This is a genomic window from Algoriphagus vanfongensis DSM 17529 (genome assembly GCF_000429465.1).
Taxonomy (GTDB): domain Bacteria; phylum Bacteroidota; class Bacteroidia; order Cytophagales; family Cyclobacteriaceae; genus Algoriphagus; species Algoriphagus vanfongensis.
On the sequence record NZ_AUBX01000015.1, the window covers coordinates 349,656 to 373,448 of the forward strand.

Here is a 23,793-nt window from a genome sequence, read left to right on the forward strand (position 1 = left end):
CGCGATTACCAAGTTCTACCACCTCTAGGCGGTCCTGGGAATGGACCTCTTGGACGATCTCCGTCTTCTTGAGCTTTGAAATTGCCGATGATATAAGTGAATGTCAATAGACCATATCTTGTCAATACATTGGTATAGACATCTGTCACAGCTACATCAGAGATGGTTCGGCTGATGCTGTTATTCTGGTTGAGCAAGTCAAAGACTACTACCTTCAGCTCTGCTTTATTGTTTTTAGCAAATCGATATCCCGCTTCGATATTCCATAGCCATACTGACTGGTCAAAGCCTTCAGATAGCCCGCTATACAAACTGTTATTCACAGTATTTCCCACGAACAGTTTGCCGTCATTGGGTGAATAATAAAGCCTCAGATTCGACTCTTGGATATAATAGTTTTGATCCAGATTTGCCTGTAGGCTTGAATTTACAATGGTGTACGTTCCAGTTGTACTCAATGTAAAATCGAAATCTTTGCTAATATTAGAAGTGAAAGTGACTCCTTGTCCGAGGCTGATATTGTCGTTTTTATTGAGTTCACCATTGATCATTCCGGGTGTACGAGAATACCCCAATCTAGTATTTAGATTTACATTAGTCTTGATTTTCTTGATAGGAGCACCATAATTCATAAATAATCTTGAACTGAAATTCCCATCTAAATTGACAGGCATGGAGATTTGTCCACCGGGTCTCAATAGAATTTCCCCATTGATCAGGGTGTCCTGTGCAGCTATATAGGTACTGCTTCCGATGTAATTATTGGTTGTGGATAAGTTGGCAAACATGAAGAATGTTCTGTTTTTCTCCATGTTGAATTTCCCGATGTTGGCAAAGATGCTATGTTCAAAACTTTGGCTCAAGGTAGGGTTACCCACACTTAGGCTCAATGGATTTTGATTGTTGACCACATTTTGAAGTTGGCTGACAGAAGGCTCATCCGTATCAGTTCTATATCTTACTCGGAAATTTAGCCCAGACTCTCTATTTCTGTAGCTGACATGTGCTGATGGTAGTACATTGTTGAAGCTTCTATTGAATACGCCCTCGGTAGGGAAAAAAGCTTCATTGTCCAACTTGGCATTTTGGTAGTCCAAATTGAAGTTTAAGTTCCAGCCATTATTGTTATAGGCATAGCCAGTTCGGACTCGTTGTGTGATGAATTTGTTGATAAATACATTACTCAAAGCAGTATCCAAAACGGGCTGGTTTTCTTCTTCCAAAATCCGTGTTTTCTGATCCGAATCGGTTTTGTTGTTTCCGATCTGGTAGCCCAAGGTAGCTTGAGATTTTTCTCCCAGTTTTTCTGTCAAAGTCACATTGACACGGTAGTTGAATCCTGCATAGACCAAATCTGTATTTTGAACAGTTGTGTCTAAGAGATTTTTGCCGAAATCATTACTTGCTGCAAGTAATTCGGAGTTCTGATCCCGATTGTTCCAGTTGGTATAGATGTCAGTAGAAAGAGTTCTTCCTGGTTTGTCGAATTTGTAACGATAGGTAAGATTATTCGAGATGTTGTAGGAAGTGGTTTTGGCATCTGTGATTGACCTCAGAGCAGAAAGTGAGTCTCCGGCATTCGTAAGGGTCAAAGCGTCCCGATCACTGTAGGTTTCATTGGTTTGAAAGGAGATGTTTGGACTGATGATCAATGAGTTTTTCTCATTTAGATCAGCCTCGATTCTCGCATTGGCGCGATGATTATAGTTATCAACAGTATTGATCAGGTTTTCCTGATACAGCTGAGAAAGGCTTTCGTTGATGACAGTCTCCTTATTTGTGATTTGTCTCAGGGTGTTCTGAGTATTGTTGAAGAAGTAGCTTCCGGTGAAGTTTACTTTTTTACCCCACTTATCACTGTAGTTTAGTCCCAGCGCATTAGTGGTAATGGTTCCGATATCATTGCCACCATAGAAGCTTCCGCCTCCACCGCCCCAGCCTCCACGGCCTCGTCCGCCAGAGGAATTGGCACTGACACCTGCTAGGTCTTCGCTGGAGAAGTTTTGTTGATTGATATTATTGAAAAGGCCTAAGATGGAGATTCTTCTGTCTCCGGAGAATGTATTGAAACTCCCTCCTGCCGAATAGCGATCATCTGTTCCGTATCCACCATAGATCCGTCCAAATTTCCCGTTTTTGTGATTTTCTCTCAGGATGATATTGATTGTCTTGGTATAGGTGCCATCGTCAAATCCGGTCAATCTTGTTTGATCAGACTTTTGATCCAATACCTCTACGCGGTCGATTGCATCAGCGGGCAGATTTCTCAGAGCGATATTGGGATCAGATCCAAAAAACTCCCTTCCATCTACTAGGATTTTTTGTACAGATTCTCCTTGAGCCTGCACCTCGCCATTGGCGATAGTTACTCCAGGGAGTTTGCGGATGAGATCTTCTGCCATCCCATTTTCTTTGGTTTTGAAGGCTGAGGCATTGAAGGAGGTGGTGTCACCCTTCATTTCCCCTACAGGAGTTTGTCCTTCGATCAGTACTTCTCCCAATACTTGCGCATCTTCTACGAGCACTATGTCACCCAGATCCAGAGCATCTCGGAAGCTGTGGACCGTAGAGATCGTCTTATAGCCGATAAAAGTAATCTCAACTTTTACTTGTGGTATATTAGGACGGATAATTTCAAATTTCCCCTGTCCATCGGTGACAGTTCCTCTCAGGAGAGAGTCTGTGACGGTTTTGATCTGGACGTTGGCCCCGACCATGGGCTTGTTGATCGATCCATCGATCACTGTTCCGAGTAGTTTTCGCTCGGGAGGCCTTTGACCTTCAGGTCTTTGGGCATACACCGACCCAATCAGCAACAGGCTAAAAATCAGGGTCAATACTGGGTAGTTCTTTTTCATACAATGCAATTTCACTCTCTTTGACTGAATGAAAAAGGCAAAGGTTTAGTCCCCAGTTCTCAAAAAATAAGAATGGACGAATGCTAGGATAAAAGGCGTGAAAGCCATTTAAAGTAGCTAGGAAATTTGATCCATCAGGTCCTGATAGGAGATGCCAAAGTGTGAATTGTCATACGTGGCTTTGCCATCACGGATGATGATTACTTGGGGTGATTCATGTCGAATCCCAAACACTTCCTCGACCCGGTCGGATACCTGACGAAAGGCTACTAGATCTAAATAATACGGAACGAGCTTTTCATCGTCTCCTTCTTTCCAGTTTCGCAGCATGCGATCCAAGGACATACTGCTGACAGAGCAGCGTGTACTATGCTTGAATATCAAAACCGGACGATTAAAACTCAGGCTCTTGATCTCTTCCAACTGGGATTCCTGTGTCAATTTTTTCCAATTCATTCCTGATTCTCTTTTTTGGGACAATACTTGCAGGGGAATAAAAGTTCCTTTTAAGACATCTATTGAGTTTATGAAACATACCCTGAGTATAGGACTTCAAAAGTATTCATTTTGGTTGGTGGTTTTTTCTTTTTCGGTGGCCTCCTGCAAAAGTCTCGATATTTCTAATCCCGGACCTATGGCTGAATTGCCTCCATCAGAATCGCAGGTCAATGTCCCTTTTGAAATCCCAAAATCTACACTGGACCGGATATTCAATTCGCAAATCCCCGTCAATCTAATCAATGAAGAATCGATGGACTTCGGAAGTGGGATAGAGGGAAATCTAAACTTGAGAAGAAGTGGTACGATCACCTATACCGCGCTGGATAGTCAGCGGATCGAACTGAAGATGCCACTGGAAGTCCGTGGAGAGGTAGGTCTGAAGCGAGGTGGTTTGGGTAATCTCTTCAAGGGGAAAGTGCCAATTGAGGAGACTTTTGCCCCGATAGTTCGCGTAAACCCCCAAATCAATCCCGATTGGACTTTGAGTGTGGATGATTTTGAATTGGTGGAGTTGGGGGGAAGTCTGACCCTGGATGTGCTGGGAATGGAAGTCGATCTGAGCCAAATGATGGAGAGACAGATTAGAAGCTGGGCTGAAAATAACCTTCACAAAGATCGCGAACTAGTCAACTTGAAACCTATGATTGAGCTGGCATGGCAGCAGGCCGGCAAGGCATTTACTGTCGATTGGGATGGCAATTCAAAAGTTTTCTCGATTCAGCCAGAAGCTGTGAAACTAAAGGAGTTTTTTGGAAAAAATGAGTCCTACCATGTCTGGCTAGGTATGTCTGGTAAAATCAATACTCACCCGGTAGATGCAGCCCCCAGTCGGGCTTTTCCTCTTCCAGGCTTGACGGCAAACAAGGAATCTGAAAACTTCGTGGAAATCGAGCTCCCATTTGATTTGAGCTACCAGGAGCTCGATCAGCTTTTAGGGGAAAATTTGAATGGGAGGAGCTTTAAAGCTGATAAAAAAACCATCATGACGCTGGACCAAGTTCGGTCACAACCCTTTGGAGAATTGTTGGCGATTACCTGCGACTTTGTGGCTGATCGGGAGAATGGAGATGAGCTAGCGGGTAGCTTTTTTGTGGTGGGGAAACCCTCCTACGATTCAGATAGTCAAAGCTTATACTTTGACGATATCAATTTCAAAGTCATCAGTGAAGATAGCAAGGCGAAACTGGGAATAGCTCTGAAAAAGAGAAAAATCATTCGACAGATTGAAAAACGGGCCGTTTTCCCAGTTGGGAGCTTATTGGAGGATAGTATGAGCGGAATTCAAGATCGATTGGCGATGAGTGTTGGGATCGCTGACTTGCAAGTGGATGAATTGGAAGTAGAGCCTTCGGGATTTTATCCAACTCAGAGTGGGATCACGGTGATGATGAAGGCGAAGGGAAAAATAGACGTCACCTGGAAATGAGAAAGCCGGTTGCCCGGCTTTCTTTTTTGATTATTTCATTTTTTTCAGAATTGACTTTGCCTCTTCGAGAATGTCATTTTCCTGAAATGACTTCGCAATTTTGTCAATTTTGGGTTTTAGGTTTTTCTCCAGCTTTAGTGATGAAGCTGACCTCAATGCAAATTTGACGACCGATGGATCAATGTCATCCAGAGATTTACTAAGAATGGCTTCTGCCACCTCTGGTTTCTTCATTTTTGCACCATAAGCTGCTGCGATTCGTACTGGGGCGGAGCCTTTTTCGGCTGCCTTTTCCAAGATATCGGCAGACCCTTCTTCATTGATGTATCCCGCTAGATAGGCAGCTTTGATAGCTAGGTTTTCATCCGCTCCGGCTACCAAATCTGCGAGTAGCGGAAGTGCATCCTTCCCGAATTGCTGAGCTCCTGCAGGATAGTCCAATTCATCCAATCTGAGAAATGCCAGTAGCTCCTGAGCGTCAAAGGAACCGGACGGTTTTGTTGTTCTTTTTGCCATGATTTCTGTGGTTTTGAATTAGATCATTGTGCTCAAATTACTGTTTCTCATCGTGGATGATTCCGAGTTGGTCAGGTCTGGTGGAGGGTTGGTGATATTGAAAGTACCATTTCCAGTCATCAGCCTGTTGTTGTTATTGACATGATTCAGACCCAAAACATGTCCAAATTCATGTCCCAACGTCCATCTACTGGCAGATCTCACCACCACGCAACCCGGCCTTCCGGATGGGAAAGCCGCACAACCATTGTAACCAGGCACGGTGCTCCGTACATAATAAACAACCAAGTCATTGGTGCCTACAAAATCACGATTTCCAAAAAGTGCGTTTTGCTCTGCAGTCGTTTGACCCATAAAGCATCCACCTACATCCACATCGTTGAGCGATGGGAGGTTCAGGTTTTGGGTAGTGGCTCGATCGACTCTGATTCCAGCCATGGCAAATACTTCCTGCATTGCTGCAAATTGCTCGTCCAAGGTAAAAGATTGGGGTGCTGTCAGTATTTTGACATGAACTCTGACTTTTTCCCTCAAGACCCTTATGCCTGCAGTCGGGGACCAATAGATACTTCCTCCCTGAAAATGTGAAATCCTGCCGGTACCTCCGAAGACTACCAACTCATCAGAGATGGGATACTTCAGGAAGCTCCTTTCCCAGCCTAGGGAGGCCCAATGCGAACGGATCGCACCGTGAACTTCATGAGCTCCTGTACTAGGCGTCCAGTAGATGCTTCCACCTTGGAAATGATTGAATCTACCAATCCCATCTGGAGTGGTCGTCTCATTGGTCAAAGGATAGCCTAGAAAGCTTCGCTCCCATCCCAAACTGGAATACTTGGATCGAATCGCTCCATGAACTTCCCAAGCACCTGTGCTCGGAGACCAATAGATACTTCCTCCCTGAAAATGATTGAAGCGCCCTATCCCATCTGGTGTGGTTGTTTCATCTGTTTTGGGATAGCCGAGAAAAGATCTTTCCCATCCTAAGGATTGCCATCTGGCCTTGATCAATCCATGTACTTCATGCGCCCCTTCGGAAGGGTGATAGTAAATGGAACCGTTGACATAATGCTGAAACTGGCCTACTCCATCCGGACAAGTCCGAATGGAAGTAGTGTGAACGCCAAGCCAGCCACTTGCTCCTCCCAATTGCCAATATTTGACTGTGATAGGATGAAGCGGAACAAAATTGAGATCCTTGATGACTTTCTCCCGCAATGTGGGATCGAGAGTCAATTGCGGATCAATTCGGAATTTTGACATAGGCTTAAAAATTTTGAATTGATTAAAAACTGATCTTGAAAAGGTAGGCACTATTCAGAAAATAATCAATTTAAATAACTGAATATCAGAATGTTAAAAATAAACCCTTAGTAGGTTTTGAGTAGCTCTCCATATGTCAGGATTCCTTTAGATTCGGCTAGTTTCAGGAGTTTGAGAAAAAGTTGTGCCGTCAAGAAGGCATCACCTGAGGCGGTATGTCGGTCATCGGCTTTGATTCCAAACCTTTCGCAGAGACTATCCAAGCTATAGTCTTTTTGGGCGACTTGATTCCATTGGGCTTGAGGTCCTTTCTCTAGTCGCAAGGCTAGGTTTGCCGTATCGATCGTGATAGTAGGCATGGAAGGAATCCCAGTGATTTTTTCCAGCATGGCTTTGTCAAAATGGATATGCTGCCCGACTAGGATAGAATTGCCGATGTATTGCAGTATTGTTTTTGTAAACTCCTCTTGTCGGACAGGGTTTGGTACCTGGGTGATGCCATGAATTTCTGCGGATTTTCCGATTTTTCGGCTGGATTCTGGATAAAGTTCCATGCTGGACTTGACCAGAATTTTGCTGTTTTCGATTTTGACGGCTCCGAAAGAAAGAATATGATCTTTGGTGGGATCTAAACCAGTAGTCTCTGTGTCTAGTACCACAAATCTCAGCTGATCAAGCCTCCGAATAGCCGGAATCTTGACCTTGGATTTTTCCAAAAATTCCCGCACATAGCTTCTGCTATCTTCGCTTTTTCTAAAAATATCCCACCAACTCATGCTCGGAGCAAGTCTAACTGAAATCGAACCCGAACCAGTTCTTGAAGTTCGGCGATAGGAGCAAATGTACTTTTGAGTAACTGTCGTTGTAATTTCCCCATATTTTCCGGTCGGATATACCTGCCATTATTTTGGTGTTTCAGTCCTTCCAGCGCCCGCATCCTCATGAGTATTTCATAGGCCTTGCCAGCTTGGGTGAAAAGCTCCGCATTTCTAGGCTCAAGCTCTCCAAGTTTTTCAAATCGTTTGAATGTATTATTGATACCTACCACTCCATAGCTAAGGGTGAGCAGCCTGGCTAAGTCTATCAAGGGAAGCATGGCTCTTGTCTTGATATCAAACTGATCCCTATGTTCCTGAGTTTTTTCCACTACCAAATCTTTGAAAAACCCCAAAGGTGGTGGGGTCAAGATGGCATTTTGTCCCAAAAAGGAAAGAAAATCTTTTTTCTTCTGAATGGTGTCATAGATATGCAGGGAAAGATCCTCGGCAAGAGAAGTATGTCCAGCGACAGGCCTGAAGTCAAAGAAAATGGAGGCACTTAAAACAGCATCCGGTGTGGGAGTATAGATCCAGTCGGTAAAGTGTTTTTTCCACCGGCTGAGTGGCTGGTTCCACTTAGGGTTGGAAGTCATGATTTCTCCTGGACATGGTAGGAACCCACATGCTACGAGTGCCTCTATCACTTTATTTCCAAGCTGGAGAAAGTAATCTTTGGCCTTGGCCTCAAGTCCCTGTGGAGGATCCTCATATAAAAGTGCATTATCCAGATCAGTCCTCAGCAGTTGCTCCTCACGTCCTTCTGAACCCAAGCACAGGAATGCAAAACGAAGAGATTTCAATTCAGGAAATTGATCCGCCAACGCGTTTTGCGCGATTTTGACTGCCTGCTGGATGATCACATCATTGATCTCAGTCAGTACAGAGGCTACAAAATCCATCGCAACTTCGTTTTCCAGATAGTAGCTCAACATAGTTTCCGCCCGATCTCGAATCGATTTCATTTCGGAAATCTCCTCTGTATTGAGCAAGGCGTGGATCAATACTGCCGGACTATTGCCCATGGACAAGAGGACATCATGATCTGAGAGAATCCCACAAATAGGGCTATTGGGACTACCATCTTCTGTCAAAATCAGATGATGAAGCCTATTTTTGATCATCGATAAATACAGATCTGAGAAGCCAGCTCCTTTCTTTTTGGTGATGACTGGTGTCGTCATCACACCCTCCACTGAGCTATCCAATGGCAAGGCTTGGGCCACTACTTTATTCCGTAGGTCTTTGTCAGTGATGATACCCAAAGGAATTTGATCAGGCTGGCAGACGACAATCGAACTGACGGAGGCAGAAGCCATTTTTTGAGCGGCTTCCTGCACTGTGGCAGATGGAAGAATTTGGATTACTTTTTCTGAAAATTGAATCTGGCTGGGGTCAGAGAAAATCAAGAGAGAATGGTCCAGATTCTCTTTTTTCAATACTCCTCGGGCTTTTTGTCCTGTGGATAAGTCTTGCCTGATGACGACTTGGCCGGATGCAAATCCAGCTGCAAAGTAGAGCGCAACTTTGGAGTTTTTGTCTAAAATTTCTTCGAAAACAGCTACTGGGATGGAATATACCAAAGAGTCCTTCTCTATTTTGGCTTCGTAGATATATGGCCTTTTGCCCAACAAAGCCAGGACGCCAAAGACATCACCTTCATCGCAAAAATCTTTGAGCTCATCGTGATCATATAGACCTATTTGGCCTTCTTTTAAGATGTAGAAATGCGGTCTAGCGACTTCATTTTTTCTGAATAAGATTTCACTTTCTGCGAGAAACTGAATTTCCACTTGGCTGGCCACCAGTTCAAGATCCGCTTGATTCAAAAAAGAAAAGGGAGGAAAGCGTTTCAAAAACTCCTGAACTCGATTGACGATTACATTGGCCATGCGATGAAAATACTGATTTCAATTCAGAAAATTGCTGACAGAATGTCTTGGAAAAAAATTGGAGCTATAATTGAAGCGTAAGTGGCTAAATATGAGATAAATGAAGTCTGGAAGAGGTGTTTTTCGAAGTGTCAAGAATCTCCTATGGGCATTGATCGTTGCCTTTATGGTTGGGGTTCATAACTTTTATAAGCAAGAAATGGATTCTCCCGATTCCATCGTATCCTCTATAGAAATAGATACAGAAGAGGAGGATGACACTCCCAAACTTTGAAGCTAAAAAGAACAAAAGACACCAGTTTTAGTGTCTTTTGTCTTACCGCTAACGTCTAAATTTACTGCCTTCCTTCAATAATCTGCTTCACCACTTCAGGATCTAGCAGCGTACTGGTGTCACCCATATTGTCTAGGCTGTTTTCAGCTACTTTCCTCAGAATACGGCGCATGATTTTTCCTGATCTGGTTTTTGGAAGCCCCGGTACGATCTGAATTTTGTCGGGCTTAGCGATTGGACCGATGATTTTTGACACTGAATCCTTGATCTCTTGGATTAAGTTTTCTTCCGTTCTATTGGTCATGTCACAGATCACATAAGCATAGATGCCTTGTCCCTTGACCTCATGAGGATAGCCAACGACAGCGGATTCGATCACTTTCGGGTGCTCGTTGATTGCATTTTCGACCTCGGCTGTGCCCATTCTATGACCAGACACATTGATCACATCATCAACACGACCTAGGATTCGATAGTATCCATCATGATCTCTTTTTACCCCATCCCCTGTGAAATACATATTGGGATAGGTTGAGAAATAGGTCTGCTTGCATCGATCATGATCTCCGTAGGTAGTTCGGATCATGGATGGCCATGGAAATTTGATACAAAGGTTGCCTTCAACACCATTTCCTGTCAGTTCATTTCCATCGGCATCGACTATGCATAGTTGGATACCGGGAAGAGGAAGCGTCGCATAGGCTGGTTTGGTAGGTGTGATTCCTGCCAAAGGAGAAACCATGATTCCTCCGGTTTCGGTTTGCCACCAAGTATCCACGATGGGACATTTGTCTTTTCCGATATGGGTGTGATACCAGTGCCAAGCTTCCTCGTTGATAGGCTCGCCCACAGATCCGAGTACTTTCAAAGAACTCAAATCATATCCCTGAATCGGTTCGGTGCCATAGGCTTGCAAGGCTCTGATGGCAGTTGGAGCTGTATAGAACTGGTTGACTTTGTGTTTTTCTACCACAGCCCAGAAGCGACCAGCATCTGGGTAGGTCGGTACGCCTTCAAACATCAAGGTAGTCGCTCCGCAGAGAAGCGGGCCATAGACGATGTAAGAGTGGCCTGTGATCCAGCCCACATCTGCGGTACACCAATAGACATCTCCGGGGGAATATTGGAAGACATTTTCGAAGGAGTATTTGGTATAGACCATGTACCCGCCAGTGGTATGGACCACGCCTTTTGGCTTGCCGGTAGATCCCGAAGTATAGAGGATAAAGAGCATGTCCTCCGAGTCCATTTCTTCGGCAACATTAGTGTCAGATTGTCCTGAGACGACATCATGCCACCAAAAGTCACGGCCTTCCTTCATGGTGATTTCCTGATGAGTTCTTTGGTAAACAATCACTGTATCGACTGGAGATTTTTCCAAAGCTTCATCTACTAGGCCTTTGACTGCGATTTTTTTACTGCCTCGGAAATTACCATCTGAGGTGAGCACAGCCTTTGCTCCGCAGTCTTTGATGCGATCTGCCAAAGCTGAGGCCGAGAATCCCGCGAAGACTACTGAGTGGATAGCGCCGATCCGTGCACAGGCTAGCATGGCAATGGCAGCTTCTGGCACCATCGGCATGTAGATGATGACCCGGTCGCCTTTTTCGATTCCCTTTGCTTTCAAAGCATTGGCAAAGCGACAAACTTCATGGAAAAGTTCTTTGTAGGTGAGGGTTCTACTTGCTTCCTGAGGATCGTTTGGTTCCCAGATGATGGCGGGACGATCCGCCATGGTAAACATATTTTTTTCAAAAATATTCTCCGTGATATTGAGTTTGCCATTGACAAACCACTTGACATCTGGCTCTTTAAAATTCCATTTTAAGGTCTTGGACCATCTTTTTCTCCAGTAAAATGAATCGGCAATTCTCGCCCAAAATTCTTCCGGTTGGGTCACACTTTTTTGATACTCGTAGAGATAACCGCTCAGGGTATGCAATCTATCACTCATGCTAATAGTAGGTTTATTGTTTCGGAGATGAATCTCCTTGTATTCGATTAATGTTGGCTGGCTTCTCCAGCTCCTCTCGGGATGCGGATTTCTTGTACCATTTCCTGGACCTCCGGCGGCGGCGCAGGGGTAAAGCTGGATACTAAAATACACACAAGAAAATTGAGAATCATGCCTATGGAGCCTATCCCTTCCGGAGAAACTCCAAACCACCAATGCTCCGCGGTATTCAGCTCAGGGCTGATGAATTTGAAGAAGATAATATACGCCAAAGTGAACACCAATCCTGTCAACATTCCAGCAATGGCTCCTTCTTTATTGATTCGGTCGGAGAAAATGCCCATGATGATGACTGGGAAAAATGATGCAGCTGCCAATCCAAATGCAAATGCCACCACTTGGGCTACAAAACCAGGAGGATTGACTCCGAAATATCCAGCCAAAATTACTGCTCCAGCAGCCGCTATTCGGGCAATTCGGAGCTCTTTTTTCTCGGATATTTCTGGTTTGAATGTTTTGAACAAATCCCTCGAAACGGAAGTAGAAATAACGAGCAAAAGTCCAGCAGCCGTCGATAATGCTGCCGCCATGGCACCAGCAGCGACTAGCCCCACTACCCAATTGGGCAGTTCGGCAATCTCCGGAGAAGCCAATACCATGATGTCTCTGTCGATACTCAATTCATTTTTCTCTTGATCCGGAAGATACTGGACAAGACCATCTCCATTTTTGTCTTCTACCTGGATCAAATCGGTCTTCTGCCAAGTGCTGATCCATGTAGGAAGCTCGGATATTTTTTTCTCGGAAGTAGAATTGATGGCATTGTAAATCCCAAAAGCAGCGATAGCCGGTGCTGTTGTGTAGAGAATTGCTATGAAAACCAAAGCATAGCCGGCTGAAAGTCTAGCGTCTTTTACTTTTGGAACTGTGAAAAATCGGACGATCACATGGGGAAGTCCTGCCGTACCGACCATCAAGGCTAACGTGATCATGAAGATATCCATCACGCCTTTCCTTCCGGAGGTATATTCTGCAAAGCCCAAGTCGGCCAAAACTCCATCTAGTTTGTCCAGAAGGTATGTTCCATCCGATACTTCACCACCCAAGCCCAATTGAGGAATCGGATTGCCTGTCAGCTGCATGGAGATGAATATCGCCGGAACCATGTACGCAAAAATCAAGACGCAATATTGGGCGACTTGTGTGTAGGTGATTCCTTTCATCCCACCCAAAACAGCGTAGAAAAACACGATACACATCCCGATCACTACTCCCCACTCGATGGGAACTTCGAGATAACGGGAAAAGACTATCCCCACTCCTCTCATTTGTCCAGCGACATAGGTGAAAGAAATAAAGAGCGCACAAATCACAGCAACGATCTTGGCTGTTTTTGAATAGTAGCGGTCTCCTACAAAATCAGGCACCGTGAATTTCCCGAATTTTCGGAGGTACGGCGCCAATAGTAAAGCCAAAAGAACATAGCCTCCTGTCCATCCCATCAGATATACTGAGCCATCATAGCCTGCAAAGGAGATGATTCCGGCCATGGAAATAAAGGATGCAGCCGACATCCAGTCTGCCGCTGTTGCCATACCGTTGGCGAGAGGAGATACGCCTCCTCCTGCTACATAAAATTCTTTGGTAGATCCGGCTCGAGTCCAGATAGCGATGCCGATGTAGATGGCAAAAGAAATACCGACTAATAAGTAGGTCCAAGTAAGGATTTCCATAATTACTGCAGCTTAGTCTTCGTGTACGTCATACTCCCTGTCCAGCTTATTCATCCGGTAGACATAGACAAAGATCAATAAGACAAAAACATAAATAGATCCCTGCTGCGCAAACCAAAATCCCAGTTTGAATCCTCCCATACGGATTTGATTGAGCTCATCCACCCATAGGACACCAAAGCCAAAGGAGACTAAAAACCAGATAAAAAGTAGAATGAATAAGGTCTGGAGATTTTTTCGCCAGTATCCTTTTGTATTTATTTTGGGTTTGGATGGCATAGATTGTTTTGCTTATGCTAAAGTTGAGCATATAAAGTAGCAGGTCAAAGTATGCAAATGCAACCCCTTTGACAGAAAAATTAAAAATTTTAAGAAAGTCTTTGGTATGCTAAGACAGCTTAGAGTAGAAACTCCGAAATGATTGCGAGTCCAGCAGCCAGAAAACTCACCAAAAGTTTACTTACCTGAAGCTTGTGATTGGGGCTGCTTTCGAAGAAAATCGTGGTAGAAATATGGAGAAATCCTCCTGCTACCAAGCCGTAGAGGATGTTGATACTTTCTTTGTCCAGCCAGCCATTTTGAAAAACAACCGAGCTCAAGAGCATTCCCAAAGGAGAAGCCAAGGCGAAAAGCGTCAGAAAGATCCAAGTCCATTTGCGGCTCAATGCTGAAGAGAGTACCGCTGCCAGTGCAAATGCCGCTGGGCCTTTGTGCATAATAATCCCCAAAAGGACAGACTTGCCGCTGTGGACATGTCCCATAGATTGAGGGACTCCCATGATTAGATGCTCATGCGAGAGCAATGTGCCTTCTAGAAAACTGTGAATAAACAGGCCCAGCATCACCGTTACAACACTTCCTTTGCCCGTTCCGTGATCATGTAGGTGAATGTGCCCATGTTCGATTCCGCTAGAGAGGTATTCCAGGATTTGCTGCAGCAAAAATCCGATCAGGATATAGAGCCCCATTTTTGAGGTACTACTAGCAGTGGTAAATAGCTCCGGAATGATGTGGATAATGGTGATCGAAAAGAGGTATGAACCCGCAAATACCAAGACCAATTTGAAATATTTGTCTTTGAATGCAGGAGCAATAAACACCAAGGATCCTGCGATCATCGCAGTCAGAAAAAGAAGAATAAAGTTTAAAACCATGCTTTCCGAGAGCCATTTCCGTCGATTTTATGGAAAGGCTTGATTCTTAACCTCCGCAAAGGTAATATAATTCAATCATGTTGCATTTAATTCCGAAAAACTCACATTTCCTATTCAGTGATAAAGGAAAGGTAGGGTTTTAGACTTTCGCTGGTATAGGTACCGTAGCCTCCATCAGGTTTGCTGAAAATTAAAAATACCTCCAGTTCTGCCCGTGAATCGGCCAATTTGATTGCCTCTTCTGTCCCCACGACCATCATAGCTGTGGCAAAGGCATCCGCAGTCATGCAGTTTTTAGCCAGGACAGTTGCGCTGAGTAGATTATGCCTGACAGGGTATCCGGTTTTGGGATCGATCGTATGGGAAATCTTGACAGAGTCCCTGACATAGAAGTTTCTATAATTGCCGGAAGTGGCCATCCCTTTGTTATTCAAAGCGATGATGCTGAACAGCTCGGATGAATTGGACTCTTCTTCCGGTCGATTGACTCCTACTTTCCAAAGCTCTCCTTTATCATTGGTGCCTCTGGCTACTAGTTCTCCGCCGATCTCTACTAAGAAATTCGAAATGCCTTTACTTGTCAGAAATTTACCGACTACATCGACCCCTTGGCCTTTGGCGATAGCAGAAAAGTCGAGATAGATTTCGTGATTTTTTTTGATGACCCGCTTCTCATCAAATTCGATTTTGTCAAATCCCACACTTCTGACCATGAGTTGGATATCCACCGAGTCTTTCAGTTGAGGGCCACTTGGTCCAAAACCCCAGATATTTACCAATGGTCCCACAGTTGGGTCAAAAGCACCGTTGGTTTGAGAATGGATGGTTTTGGAAGCTTTGAGAATTTCTGGGAAATAGGGCAATCCAAACTCCAACGTGTCTTTTTGATTGAATTGGCTCAGTTCCGAATCAGGGATGTAGGTCGACAAGCTTTGATTGAACACGACCAAGATGGAGTCGACTGATTTTTGAAAATCACGATTTTGCTCATCCAAATAGGTGATTTTGTAGCTCGTGCCCATTGTCTGGCCGGAGAGGATGATTTTTCCGGTTTGAGTAGGCTCTTCCAGCTTTACCTCAGGTGCTTCTTCCCAGTTTCTCCAAGTGTAGACAAGTGCTACCATGATCAATAGCACAATAGAGTAAATGATGTTTTTGCGGGTATTGGGGCGCATGTGATTTCGGATTTGGAGACAAAGGTAAGGCTTAATTCCTCGATTAAAACTCAAATTCCCTCTCAAAAAGAAAGTGCTGGCTTTTTTGAATTTATATATTTGTAGGCTAAGGAAAATCCATGAGAGAAGACTATTTGCAGGGAGATGAGGAGCACATGAGCCCCAAAGACAGGGAGTTTGAAAAAGCTTTGCGTCCGTTGAGTTTTGAAGACTTCACAGGTCAGGCCAAAATCGTTGAGAATTTGCGTGTATTTGTGTTGGCGGCGAAAAATCGAAATGAACCGCTCGATCACGTCTTGCTACATGGCCCTCCGGGATTGGGCAAAACCACCCTTAGTCATATCATTGCCAATGAGCTTCAGGCTGGGATCAAGATTACCTCCGGACCAGTTTTGGACAAGCCTTCCGATTTGGCGGGTTTGCTGACCAATTTGGAGGAAGGTGATGTACTTTTCATCGATGAGATCCATCGTCTCAATCCCATCGTAGAGGAATATCTATATTCTGCGATGGAGGATTTTCGCATTGATATCATGTTGGACTCCGGGCCTAATGCCCGGTCTGTTCAGATTTCATTGAGTCCCTTTACTCTGATCGGAGCCACGACGCGTTCCGGGCTTTTGACCTCGCCTTTGCGTGCTAGGTTTGGGATCAATTCCAGGCTGGAATATTACGATGCTAAATTGCTCACCGATATCGTATCCCGTTCCTCGGGGATCTTGGACACCCCAATAGACGAAGTCGCAGCGTACGAAATCGCCAGAAGGAGTCGAGGTACGCCTCGGATCGCCAATATGCTTTTGAGAAGGACCCGTGATTTTGCAGAAGTCAAAGGCAATGGGACTATCACTTTGGACATTGCCAAAATTGCCCTCAATGCGCTGGATGTGGATGAAAATGGCTTGGATGAGATGGATAACAGAATCCTAATGACCATCATTGAGAAATTCAAAGGCGGCCCTGTAGGATTGGGAACCATTGCTACAGCCTGTGGGGAAGAGGCTGAGACGATAGAGGAGGTTTACGAACCATTTTTGATCCAAGAAGGCTACATGAAACGGACAGCACGGGGCCGTGTAGCGACCGAGCTTGCCTATAAACATTTGGATATCAAGCCTAACTCTGGTACTGGAAGTTTGTTTGACGGAATTTAAACCGATTCGAGCTATTTAGAATAGTTGGCTCTGGAAGCTCTGATCTCTCCGATGTTATCTTTTGCCCATTGAGAGAGGTTTTGGACATGAGGGATCAATGATTGACCTCTAGGTGTCAGATTGTATTCTACTCGGGGAGGAATTTCAGGAAAGACAGTTCTTTCTACCAATCCGTCAGCTTCTAGTTTTCGGAGAGTTACCGTGAGCATTTTTTGGGATACGTCCCCAATGGTTTTATGGATTTGGTTGAATCTCACTTTTTTTTCATGATCCAAAATCAATAAAACGAGCATAGACCACTTGTCTCCAAAGCGATCCAAGACTGTGCGGATCGGGCAATTTTCAGTGCCCGAATAAATTTCCAATATATTTTCCATCCTAATACGCTGATTATCTGCAATGCTTACTTTGAGGTAAGTGTCTGACTAATAAGTGCCTTCTTGCGGCCTATCTACTCCCATTCTATCTTTGACTTACCAAAAGTAACCTAAATACTTTTATATATCAACTTTACTAAAACAACTAAGTCATGAGAAAAATAGCAGTAACAGGAGCCACAGGTCATTTTGGACAAGCAACCATCGCTCAACTTATTCAGAATGGAATACATCCGTCCAAAATAACTGGTTTAGTCAGAAATCAAACTAAAGCCCAAAACCTCAAGGAGCTAGGAATCGAGCTAAAAGAAGGTGATTATGATCACTTTGATTCTCTGGTTGATGTATTTCAAGAGGTAGAAAAACTGCTCTTGATATCCGGAACAGATCTAGAGAACAGACTGACACAGCACCTCAATGTCATTCGAGCTGCCAAAGAAGCAGGTGTCCAGCATGTTTACTACACTAGTTTTGACCGAAAAACAGAAAACCCAGATTCATCTCTTGCATTTCTGGCTTCTTCTCACATTCAGACGGAGCAAGCTCTGAAGGAGAGTGGGATGAAGTATACTATTTTCCGAAACAACCTTTACCTCAGTGTACTTCCGATGTTCCTTGGAGAGCAGGTGTTGGAGAATGGAATTTTCTTTCCAGCTGGTAATGGCAAGGCCGCATTTGCAGATAGAGCTGATCTTGCAGAAGCAGTGGCTAATGTCATGGCTGAGTCTGGGCATGAAAATCAAGAATACGTGATGGGTAATAGCGAAAACTATGATTTTGAGCAGATAGCTACAAAGCTGAGTCAGCTAAGTGGTAAGCAAATCACGTACGTAAGTCCTGATAGCAATGCCTATTCCGAAGTATTGACTGATGCGGGAGTGCCTAGTCCATACATTGCTATGTTTGTAGGCTTTGCGGAGGCTATCCAATCAGGCGAATTTGAAACTGCGAATTCAGATCTTGAAAAATTGTTGGGGAGGAAGCCCTTGACTTTGGATGCCTATCTCGGTCAGACATATGGCTCTTGATTCATTTTGACACGAAAAGTAAAATGCCGGAGATGGTGATTCTCCGGCATTTTTTCATTTTCTTAAATTCCTGTCGCAGCCTCCTGATCCAAAAACCAGATCAGTTCTCCGCTGGTCGGATTGACCATACTAGCCGGATAGGAGTTGAACTCTCCCTCTCGATTGATGACTTCTTTCACCTTTTCTTTTTTGCTCTCTCCTGTAACCAAAAAGGCAACATTTTTGGCTTGATTGATCACTTTACCGGTGATGGTGACTCGTTTTTGTCCAGAGTCTGGATGTGTAGCTACTTTACAGTTCCTCGAAGAATCCCATAAATAAATGGAATTTGGGAAAATTGAGGCTGTATGTCCGTCATCCCCCATTCCCAATAGTACCAGGTCAAATTGCGGGATTCCTTTTGTAGTAGCTAGGGTAGCGTCTAATAGTTCACCGTAGCGAATGGCTTCTTCCTCGGGATCATTTTCCCCCAGCACTCTGTAAATATTTTCTTCGGGGATGGAGATCTTCGAAAGCAAATGATCTACCGTCATTTTATAATTGCTTTCCGAATCTGTTGGAGGGACACATCGCTCATCTCCCCAGTAGAGATAGATTTTGCTCCAGTCGATTTTGTCGGCAAAGTGCTCCGCCAAGTAATCAAATACGATTTTGGGAGTGCTGCCGCCGGACAGGGCTACAGTCAGCTTGTCGGTAGATGCTGCTAGCTGGGCAAAATATTCCGAAAAGACCTTTGCTACTTGTTGCTTGTTATCGAGGATTTTTATTTCCATGATACTTAGGGATTTATATTAACACAAAATACAGAAGCCAGACTCGTCAGTCAGTAGATCGCCGGGATTTCTCCAACCAAAACTATCTTCGATCAGATCATCTGAATTTCTAGGTCCCCAAGTGCCTGCAGCATAGCCATAGGTGTTGACGGATGGATTGTTTTCCCAGCATTTAAGAATAGGATCCACGAATTTCCAAGCGGCTTCAACTTCATCGGCACGGGCATAGAGTGTAGTATCCCCTTGCATGGCGTCTAGAAGCAATCTTTCATAAGCGTCCATGACTTGAGCCGAATCCAGATCTGAGTAATAAAAATCCATATTTGCCTGCTCCACATGGAAACCTAGGCCTGGGATTTTCACTCCGAATTTTAGCAAGATTCCTTCATCTGGCTGAATTCGGATGACTAGTTTGTTGTCTTTTTTGTAAACATCCTGACTTTTGAAAACTTCGTGGTGAGGGGCTTTGAAGTGGATGACTACCTCGGTCACTTTGGTAGGCATGGCCTTGCCCGTGCGGACATAGAAAGGCACGTCTTTCCATCTCCAGTTGTCCACAAAGAACTTGATCGCAGCAAAAGTCTCCGTGGTAGAGTCAGGGTTGACTCCTTCTTCCTCGCGGTATCCTTTTACTTTTTCTCCCTTGATATTGGAGGCGACGTACTGTCCCCGAAGTGTATTCTTGATGATAGTCTCCTCGTCTTTCATCAGACGGATTGACTTGAGAGCTTTCACTTTTTCATCTCGTATTTCTTCCGGATCAGCACTGATCGGAGGCTCCATGACGATCAAAGATACTATCTGAAGTAGGTGACTTTGGAACATATCCCGAAATGCACCGGATTTATCATAATAGCCACCACGCTTTTCTACACCGACGGTTTCAGCGTTGGTGATTTCGACATGATGGATGTAGCGCCGATTCCAAAGCGGCTCAAATATCGAATTGGAAAATCGTGTAACCAGTAGATTCTGGACAGTTTCTTTGCCGAGGTAGTGATCGATCCGATAGACTTGCTCTTCTTTGAAATAGGTATGAAGCCCGTGATTGAGCTCTTTGGCTGATGCGAGATCGTAGCCGAAAGGCTTTTCAACGATGATTCTCTTCCAACCCTCGTTTTCTTGAGTCAGGCCCTGCTCATGCAGATTTTTGGCGATGGTCTCATACAAGCTTGGCGGGGTAGAAAGATAAAAAATCAAATTTCCGGCTGTGCCATGTTCTTGATCAAGTTGTTTGATACGATTAGCCAGTTTTTCGTAGCTCGTATCGTAGTCTGTCCCCAGATCTTCATAGAAAAGCTTGTCCGCAAAGTTTTGAATAAATTCCTTCTTTTCTTTTCCGATTTTTCCCTTCAAAAATTCGCTTTCCAAGACCACTCGGGACCTGAATTCGTCGCTGTCCATATTGCTTCGACTGACTCCCAGTACCACAAAATTGTCCGGAAGGTGATTGCCTTTGTACAAATTGTAAATGGCAGGGATCAGTTTTCTGGCGGTCAAGTCTCCCGAAGCACCAAAAATGATCAGCATTTGGTTGGAAGTTTTTTTCATGAATTCAATAGGATTAAAAGCGCATGGCCCACAGAAGGAAATTTGGGATGATTAGGAATACTTTTTTGGAAAAAAGTGCGCATGCTTCATTCGATAAGTTAATTTTGAATTTAGAGTCGTAAAAATAGGGCTTATTTATTTTAAACTCGTGCAACAAAAAAGAATGCTACAGGAAAATGTGGCTTGAATAAAATCATGGAGCAAAAAGATTTTGATTTTGGATTGGTAGGTCTGGGAGTGATGGGCCGTAATTTCATCTTGAATGTGGCTGATAATCAGTTTAAAGCATTTGGCTATGATCTAGATCCTGAAAAGGTGTCTGCCTTGATAGAGGAAGGCGGTAACCCAGATCAGGTAAATGCAAGTTCTGATTTGGCCACTTTTGTAGGCGCCTTGTCTTCTCCGAGGAAGATCATGCTATTGGTGCCAGCCGGCAAAATCGTAGATCAGGTCATCGAAAGTTTGCTTCCGCATCTTGACAAGGGTGATATTATCATCGATGGAGGCAATTCTTTTTACACCGATACCGATCGCAGAGAAGCATATCTAAAAGGTAAAGGCCTTCATTTCTTTGGGTCGGGAGTATCTGGCGGTGCCAAAGGAGCCAGAAGAGGTCCCAGCATCATGCCGGGTGGTGACAAAGAAGCCTATGAATACGTCCGCCCTATTTTCGAGGCAGTTTCTGCCAAATACAAAGGAGAGCCTTGTGTCGCCTATTTGGGACCAAAATCTGCCGGCAACTATGTGAAAATGGTGCACAATGGAATCGAATATGCCATGATGCAGCTCACTTCTGAGATCTATGATTTGCTGAAAAAGTCTGCCGATCTCAGCAATGATGAGTTACATGAGGTTTTTGCATCTTGGAATCAGGGTCGTCTGCAGTCATTTTTGGTTGAGATCACTTCTGAGATTTTCTTGCAGCAAGATGAGTTGACTGAGGCTCGTTTGGTCGATGTGATTTTGGACAAAGCCAAGCAAAAGGGCACCGGCAAATGGACCTCTCAAAACGCGATGGATTTGGGTATTCCAGTGCCAACGATCGATATGGCCGTCAGCATGCGTGAGATTTCTGCTTTGAAAGAGGATCGAGTCAAAGCAGATGAATTGTACGATAGACCGGCTGTTCAGCCAGTCGAAAAGGTACAATTGATTGAGCAGGCGGAAAAATCTTTGTATTTCTCCTTTATTCTGTCGTATGCCCAAGGTTTGAATCAATTGGCAGAAGCTTCCCAAGAGTATGGCTATGAACTGAACATGTCTCAGATCGCAAAAATCTGGAGAGCAGGTTGCATCATCCGTGCAGGACTTTTGGCAGATATTGCTGATGCATTCGAGGCTAATCCTGGTTTGACCAACCTTTTATTGGCTCCGTCATTTGTGAAGCAAGTTCAGGAAACTCTTCCAGCTGTCCGTGAGACTGTCGCTTTCGCAGCAAAAAGCGGTGTTCCGGTTCCGGGCCTATTCTCAGCGTTGAGTTATTTTGATGCCTTTACTTCCAGCAAGTTGCCGTTGAATTTGATCCAGGCACAGCGGGATCATTTCGGTTCGCATACCTATGAAAGAATCGATCGAGAAGGGATTTTCCACACGGAGTGGGGAGCTTGATTGGTTTGCAAATCAGTCTCAGTAGGCAGAAAAAAAAGGAAGTCAAAAATTTGGCTTCCTTTTTTTATCCGATTTTTAGTCTGAGTTCTCCATGTCGCTTCACGACCTTGAGGTCAAAATATTGATTGATAAATGCTTTGCAGTGGTTTTCAGACCATTCGGCTCTTGATTCAGTATCAAACAAAATGGTCATCCGAAGCATGGTTTTCACATATTGTTCATGCTGGCCAAGTTCCTGAACGTAGCGAATGAAGGATTTTTCCCATTGCTCTTTGAACATGTCAAAATGAGATCTTCCATCAAAAAGCAGTTCCAGTTGATTGTCTCCGTGCTTGTAACGATAGACCCCGCACAACTGACGGTAGATCATTCGGATTCTCTCCAATGGAAACTGGTTGGTATCCAAAATTTTGGCATAGGTCTCGTCCATCAGTTGGAGAGGATTGTACAAAAAAGTGTAAGATCGCTTGAGCTCAAAGACCATTTGTTCCAAAAGCTCCTCTTCCATGACGAACTGAGCCTGACGCAGGATGTAGTTTTTGTCTAATGGAAAGAGTTTTTCAATCATTTTGGATTTTTCTAAGGCACAAAAATAGGGAATTCTTTCTTTAGGAGAATGGAGATTGGGAGAAAAGAGATTTAAAATGGGGAATTTTAATTATTCTATGGATTCTTATTGTTTGAATTCTCTTTCTTTAAATAATAGATAAAACCATTAAGGACTTTAAGTGATTCAAGAACCATTTCACGGAAATGTAGGTAGGTTTCATTCGAAATATAATTTTCATCCTTTGCCACTATTAAATGGTCCAATATCTCTGAAATTGACCCCCTAGCATTGTAGTAGAATTTATTCGAATCTAGGTAATGAAACCTTCCCCAACCTTCTGCAATATTGGCTGTGACCGATCTGGCTGCTCTTAATAATTGAGATTTGAGATCATACTTTTCTGAATTTGGGATTTGAGGTAAAACCTTAATTTTTAATTCCTTTTTTAAAGTATACGCAAGCTGCCAGCACTTTAAATTTTCAAAAGTTTCAGATTTTTCCATAAAGCGCTATTGAAATAATTAATCAATTTATTTGTATTGATTTTCTCTCTAAACTCTTGATCTCTCAATCTCTAATTCTCCCATTCACCAATCCGCCGGCCTCTTTGCTTGGTATGCTGCCATTTGGTCCAGTAAATCCACCGGATCATCCGACACGATCAGCAATTCTTCCTGTTCAGGATACAAAAATCCTTCTTCCATGGCATGATTCAGGAAGTCAATCAACTTATCGTAATAGCCATTGACATTATAGAGAGCCAAGGGTTTCTTGATATAGTGGAGTTGATTGAGAGTCATGATTTCAAAGAGCTCTTCCAAGGTGCCGATTCCGCCGGGCATTGCGATAAAACCATCTCCTCGCTCGGCCATGAGCCACTTTCTGTCTCTCATGGTCTCTACCACGATGAGTTCTGTGCAGCCTGTATGAGCTACTTCTCGATCTACTAATTTTTGTGGAATGATTCCCAGCACCTCTTTGCCTGCTGATAACAGTTCGTCGGCGATCACACCCATCAGTCCTACCCGACCTGCTCCATAAACCAAAGAATGATCCCTCTTGATCATTTCTTGAGCCAATGCTCTGACACCGGATTCGTATACTAAAGAGTTTCCGGTCCGGGAACCGCAATAGATGGTGATTTTTTTCATGGGTAGCTACATATTATTCAACTTGATCGAAAATACTTGA

The 23,793-nt window shown here is 44.0% G+C and carries 22 protein-coding genes; 5 read left to right on the forward strand and 17 right to left on the reverse strand.

Features of this window, described 5'->3' with window-relative positions; genetic code table 11:
- Positions 1-5: 5 nt before the first annotated feature.
- Together G460_RS0114905 and ytxJ are read right to left on the reverse strand one after the other, a co-directional pair.
- Positions 6-2,858 carry an outer membrane beta-barrel protein gene (locus tag G460_RS0114905; protein ID WP_026956119.1) on the reverse strand — a complete coding sequence of 951 codons (2,853 nt, stop codon included), beginning with the start codon at positions 2,856-2,858 and terminating at the stop codon, positions 6-8.
- 117 nt (positions 2,859-2,975) lie between these two features.
- Entirely contained in the window at positions 2,976-3,314 is a 339-nt protein-coding gene (gene ytxJ, locus G460_RS0114910; RefSeq protein WP_026956120.1) for a bacillithiol system redox-active protein YtxJ, read from the reverse strand.
- 70 nt (positions 3,315-3,384) lie between these two features.
- Here ytxJ and G460_RS0114915 point away from each other — a divergent pair, with 70 nt between their 5' ends.
- Complete coding sequence (locus G460_RS0114915; protein ID WP_026956121.1) at positions 3,385-4,785, forward strand: DUF4403 family protein; 1,401 nt, start codon at positions 3,385-3,387, stop codon at positions 4,783-4,785.
- Between the two features lie 30 nt (positions 4,786-4,815).
- On the opposite strand, the gene G460_RS0114920 is transcribed toward G460_RS0114915, so the two are convergent.
- The 4 genes from G460_RS0114920 to G460_RS0114935 all read right to left on the reverse strand — a co-directional run bounded on the left by G460_RS0114920 (position 4,816) and on the right by G460_RS0114935 (position 9,271).
- Positions 4,816-5,301 (reverse strand): HEAT repeat domain-containing protein, encoded by a 486-nt coding sequence (locus G460_RS0114920; RefSeq protein WP_026956122.1) that lies wholly within the window; start codon positions 5,299-5,301, stop codon positions 4,816-4,818.
- A gap of 18 nt (positions 5,302-5,319) precedes the next feature.
- Positions 5,320-6,564, reverse strand: coding sequence for an LGFP repeat-containing protein (locus G460_RS22695; RefSeq protein ID WP_051316058.1), 1,245 nt, complete (start codon positions 6,562-6,564; stop codon positions 5,320-5,322).
- 107 nt (positions 6,565-6,671) lie between these two features.
- Entirely contained in the window at positions 6,672-7,340 is a 669-nt protein-coding gene (locus G460_RS0114930) for a 3'-5' exonuclease (RefSeq protein ID WP_026956123.1), read from the reverse strand.
- On the reverse strand, positions 7,337-9,271 hold the full coding sequence (locus G460_RS0114935) for a DUF294 nucleotidyltransferase-like domain-containing protein (protein WP_026956124.1): 1,935 nt from the start codon (positions 9,269-9,271) through the stop codon (positions 7,337-7,339). The genes G460_RS0114930 and G460_RS0114935 overlap by 4 nt, the downstream gene beginning before the upstream one ends.
- Positions 9,272-9,371: 100 nt before the next feature.
- Here G460_RS0114935 and G460_RS23335 point away from each other — a divergent pair, with 100 nt between their 5' ends.
- Complete coding sequence (locus tag G460_RS23335; RefSeq protein ID WP_169817518.1) at positions 9,372-9,545, forward strand: hypothetical protein; 174 nt, start codon at positions 9,372-9,374, stop codon at positions 9,543-9,545.
- A gap of 61 nt (positions 9,546-9,606) precedes the next feature.
- Here the strand turns inward: G460_RS23335 and acs are convergent, their stop codons facing one another.
- From acs to G460_RS0114965, 5 genes are all read right to left on the reverse strand, one after another.
- On the reverse strand, positions 9,607-11,499 hold the full coding sequence (acs, locus tag G460_RS0114945; protein WP_026956125.1) for an acetate--CoA ligase: 1,893 nt from the start codon (positions 11,497-11,499) through the stop codon (positions 9,607-9,609).
- 47 nt (positions 11,500-11,546) lie between these two features.
- Positions 11,547-13,232: a sodium:solute symporter family protein gene (locus G460_RS0114950; RefSeq protein WP_026956126.1), complete on the reverse strand. Its 1,686-nt coding sequence runs from the start codon at positions 13,230-13,232 to the stop codon at positions 11,547-11,549.
- A gap of 12 nt (positions 13,233-13,244) precedes the next feature.
- A complete protein-coding gene (locus G460_RS0114955) occupies positions 13,245-13,511 on the reverse strand; it encodes a DUF4212 domain-containing protein (protein WP_026956127.1) in 267 nt (88 codons plus the stop codon).
- A gap of 119 nt (positions 13,512-13,630) precedes the next feature.
- Complete coding sequence (locus G460_RS0114960) at positions 13,631-14,386, reverse strand: ZIP family metal transporter (protein WP_026956128.1); 756 nt, start codon at positions 14,384-14,386, stop codon at positions 13,631-13,633.
- Between the two features lie 110 nt (positions 14,387-14,496).
- On the reverse strand, positions 14,497-15,561 hold the full coding sequence (locus tag G460_RS0114965; protein ID WP_026956129.1) for an FAD:protein FMN transferase: 1,065 nt from the start codon (positions 15,559-15,561) through the stop codon (positions 14,497-14,499).
- A 119-nt stretch (positions 15,562-15,680) separates the two neighbouring features.
- Here G460_RS0114965 and ruvB point away from each other — a divergent pair, with 119 nt between their 5' ends.
- Complete coding sequence (ruvB, locus tag G460_RS0114970) at positions 15,681-16,715, forward strand: Holliday junction branch migration DNA helicase RuvB (RefSeq protein ID WP_026956130.1); 1,035 nt, start codon at positions 15,681-15,683, stop codon at positions 16,713-16,715.
- 11 nt (positions 16,716-16,726) lie between these two features.
- On the opposite strand, the gene G460_RS0114975 is transcribed toward ruvB, so the two are convergent.
- On the reverse strand, positions 16,727-17,092 hold the full coding sequence (locus tag G460_RS0114975; RefSeq protein ID WP_211226756.1) for a winged helix-turn-helix transcriptional regulator: 366 nt from the start codon (positions 17,090-17,092) through the stop codon (positions 16,727-16,729).
- 152 nt (positions 17,093-17,244) lie between these two features.
- Between G460_RS0114975 and G460_RS0114980 the strand changes: the two genes are divergently transcribed.
- On the forward strand, positions 17,245-18,120 hold the full coding sequence (locus G460_RS0114980; protein ID WP_026956132.1) for an SDR family oxidoreductase: 876 nt from the start codon (positions 17,245-17,247) through the stop codon (positions 18,118-18,120).
- A 62-nt stretch (positions 18,121-18,182) separates the two neighbouring features.
- On the opposite strand, the gene pgl is transcribed toward G460_RS0114980, so the two are convergent.
- Together pgl and zwf are read right to left on the reverse strand one after the other, a co-directional pair.
- Positions 18,183-18,893, reverse strand: a complete 711-nt coding sequence (gene pgl, locus G460_RS0114985) for a 6-phosphogluconolactonase (RefSeq protein ID WP_026956133.1) — start codon at positions 18,891-18,893, stop codon at positions 18,183-18,185.
- An 18-nt stretch (positions 18,894-18,911) separates the two neighbouring features.
- Positions 18,912-20,444 (reverse strand): glucose-6-phosphate dehydrogenase, encoded by a 1,533-nt coding sequence (gene zwf / locus G460_RS0114990; RefSeq protein ID WP_026956134.1) that lies wholly within the window; start codon positions 20,442-20,444, stop codon positions 18,912-18,914.
- 195 nt (positions 20,445-20,639) lie between these two features.
- Here zwf and gndA point away from each other — a divergent pair, with 195 nt between their 5' ends.
- Entirely contained in the window at positions 20,640-22,052 is a 1,413-nt protein-coding gene (gene gndA, locus G460_RS0114995) for an NADP-dependent phosphogluconate dehydrogenase (protein WP_026956135.1), read from the forward strand.
- Positions 22,053-22,116: 64 nt separating this feature from the next.
- Here the strand turns inward: gndA and G460_RS0115000 are convergent, their stop codons facing one another.
- The 3 genes from G460_RS0115000 to G460_RS0115010 form a co-directional block, all read right to left on the reverse strand.
- Positions 22,117-22,620 (reverse strand): hypothetical protein, encoded by a 504-nt coding sequence (locus G460_RS0115000; RefSeq protein WP_026956136.1) that lies wholly within the window; start codon positions 22,618-22,620, stop codon positions 22,117-22,119.
- A gap of 95 nt (positions 22,621-22,715) precedes the next feature.
- A complete protein-coding gene (locus G460_RS0115005) occupies positions 22,716-23,105 on the reverse strand; it encodes a four helix bundle protein (RefSeq protein ID WP_026956137.1) in 390 nt (129 codons plus the stop codon).
- 84 nt (positions 23,106-23,189) lie between these two features.
- Positions 23,190-23,753, reverse strand: coding sequence for an LOG family protein (locus G460_RS0115010; RefSeq protein WP_026956138.1), 564 nt, complete (start codon positions 23,751-23,753; stop codon positions 23,190-23,192).
- Between the last annotated feature and the right edge of the window lie 40 nt (positions 23,754-23,793).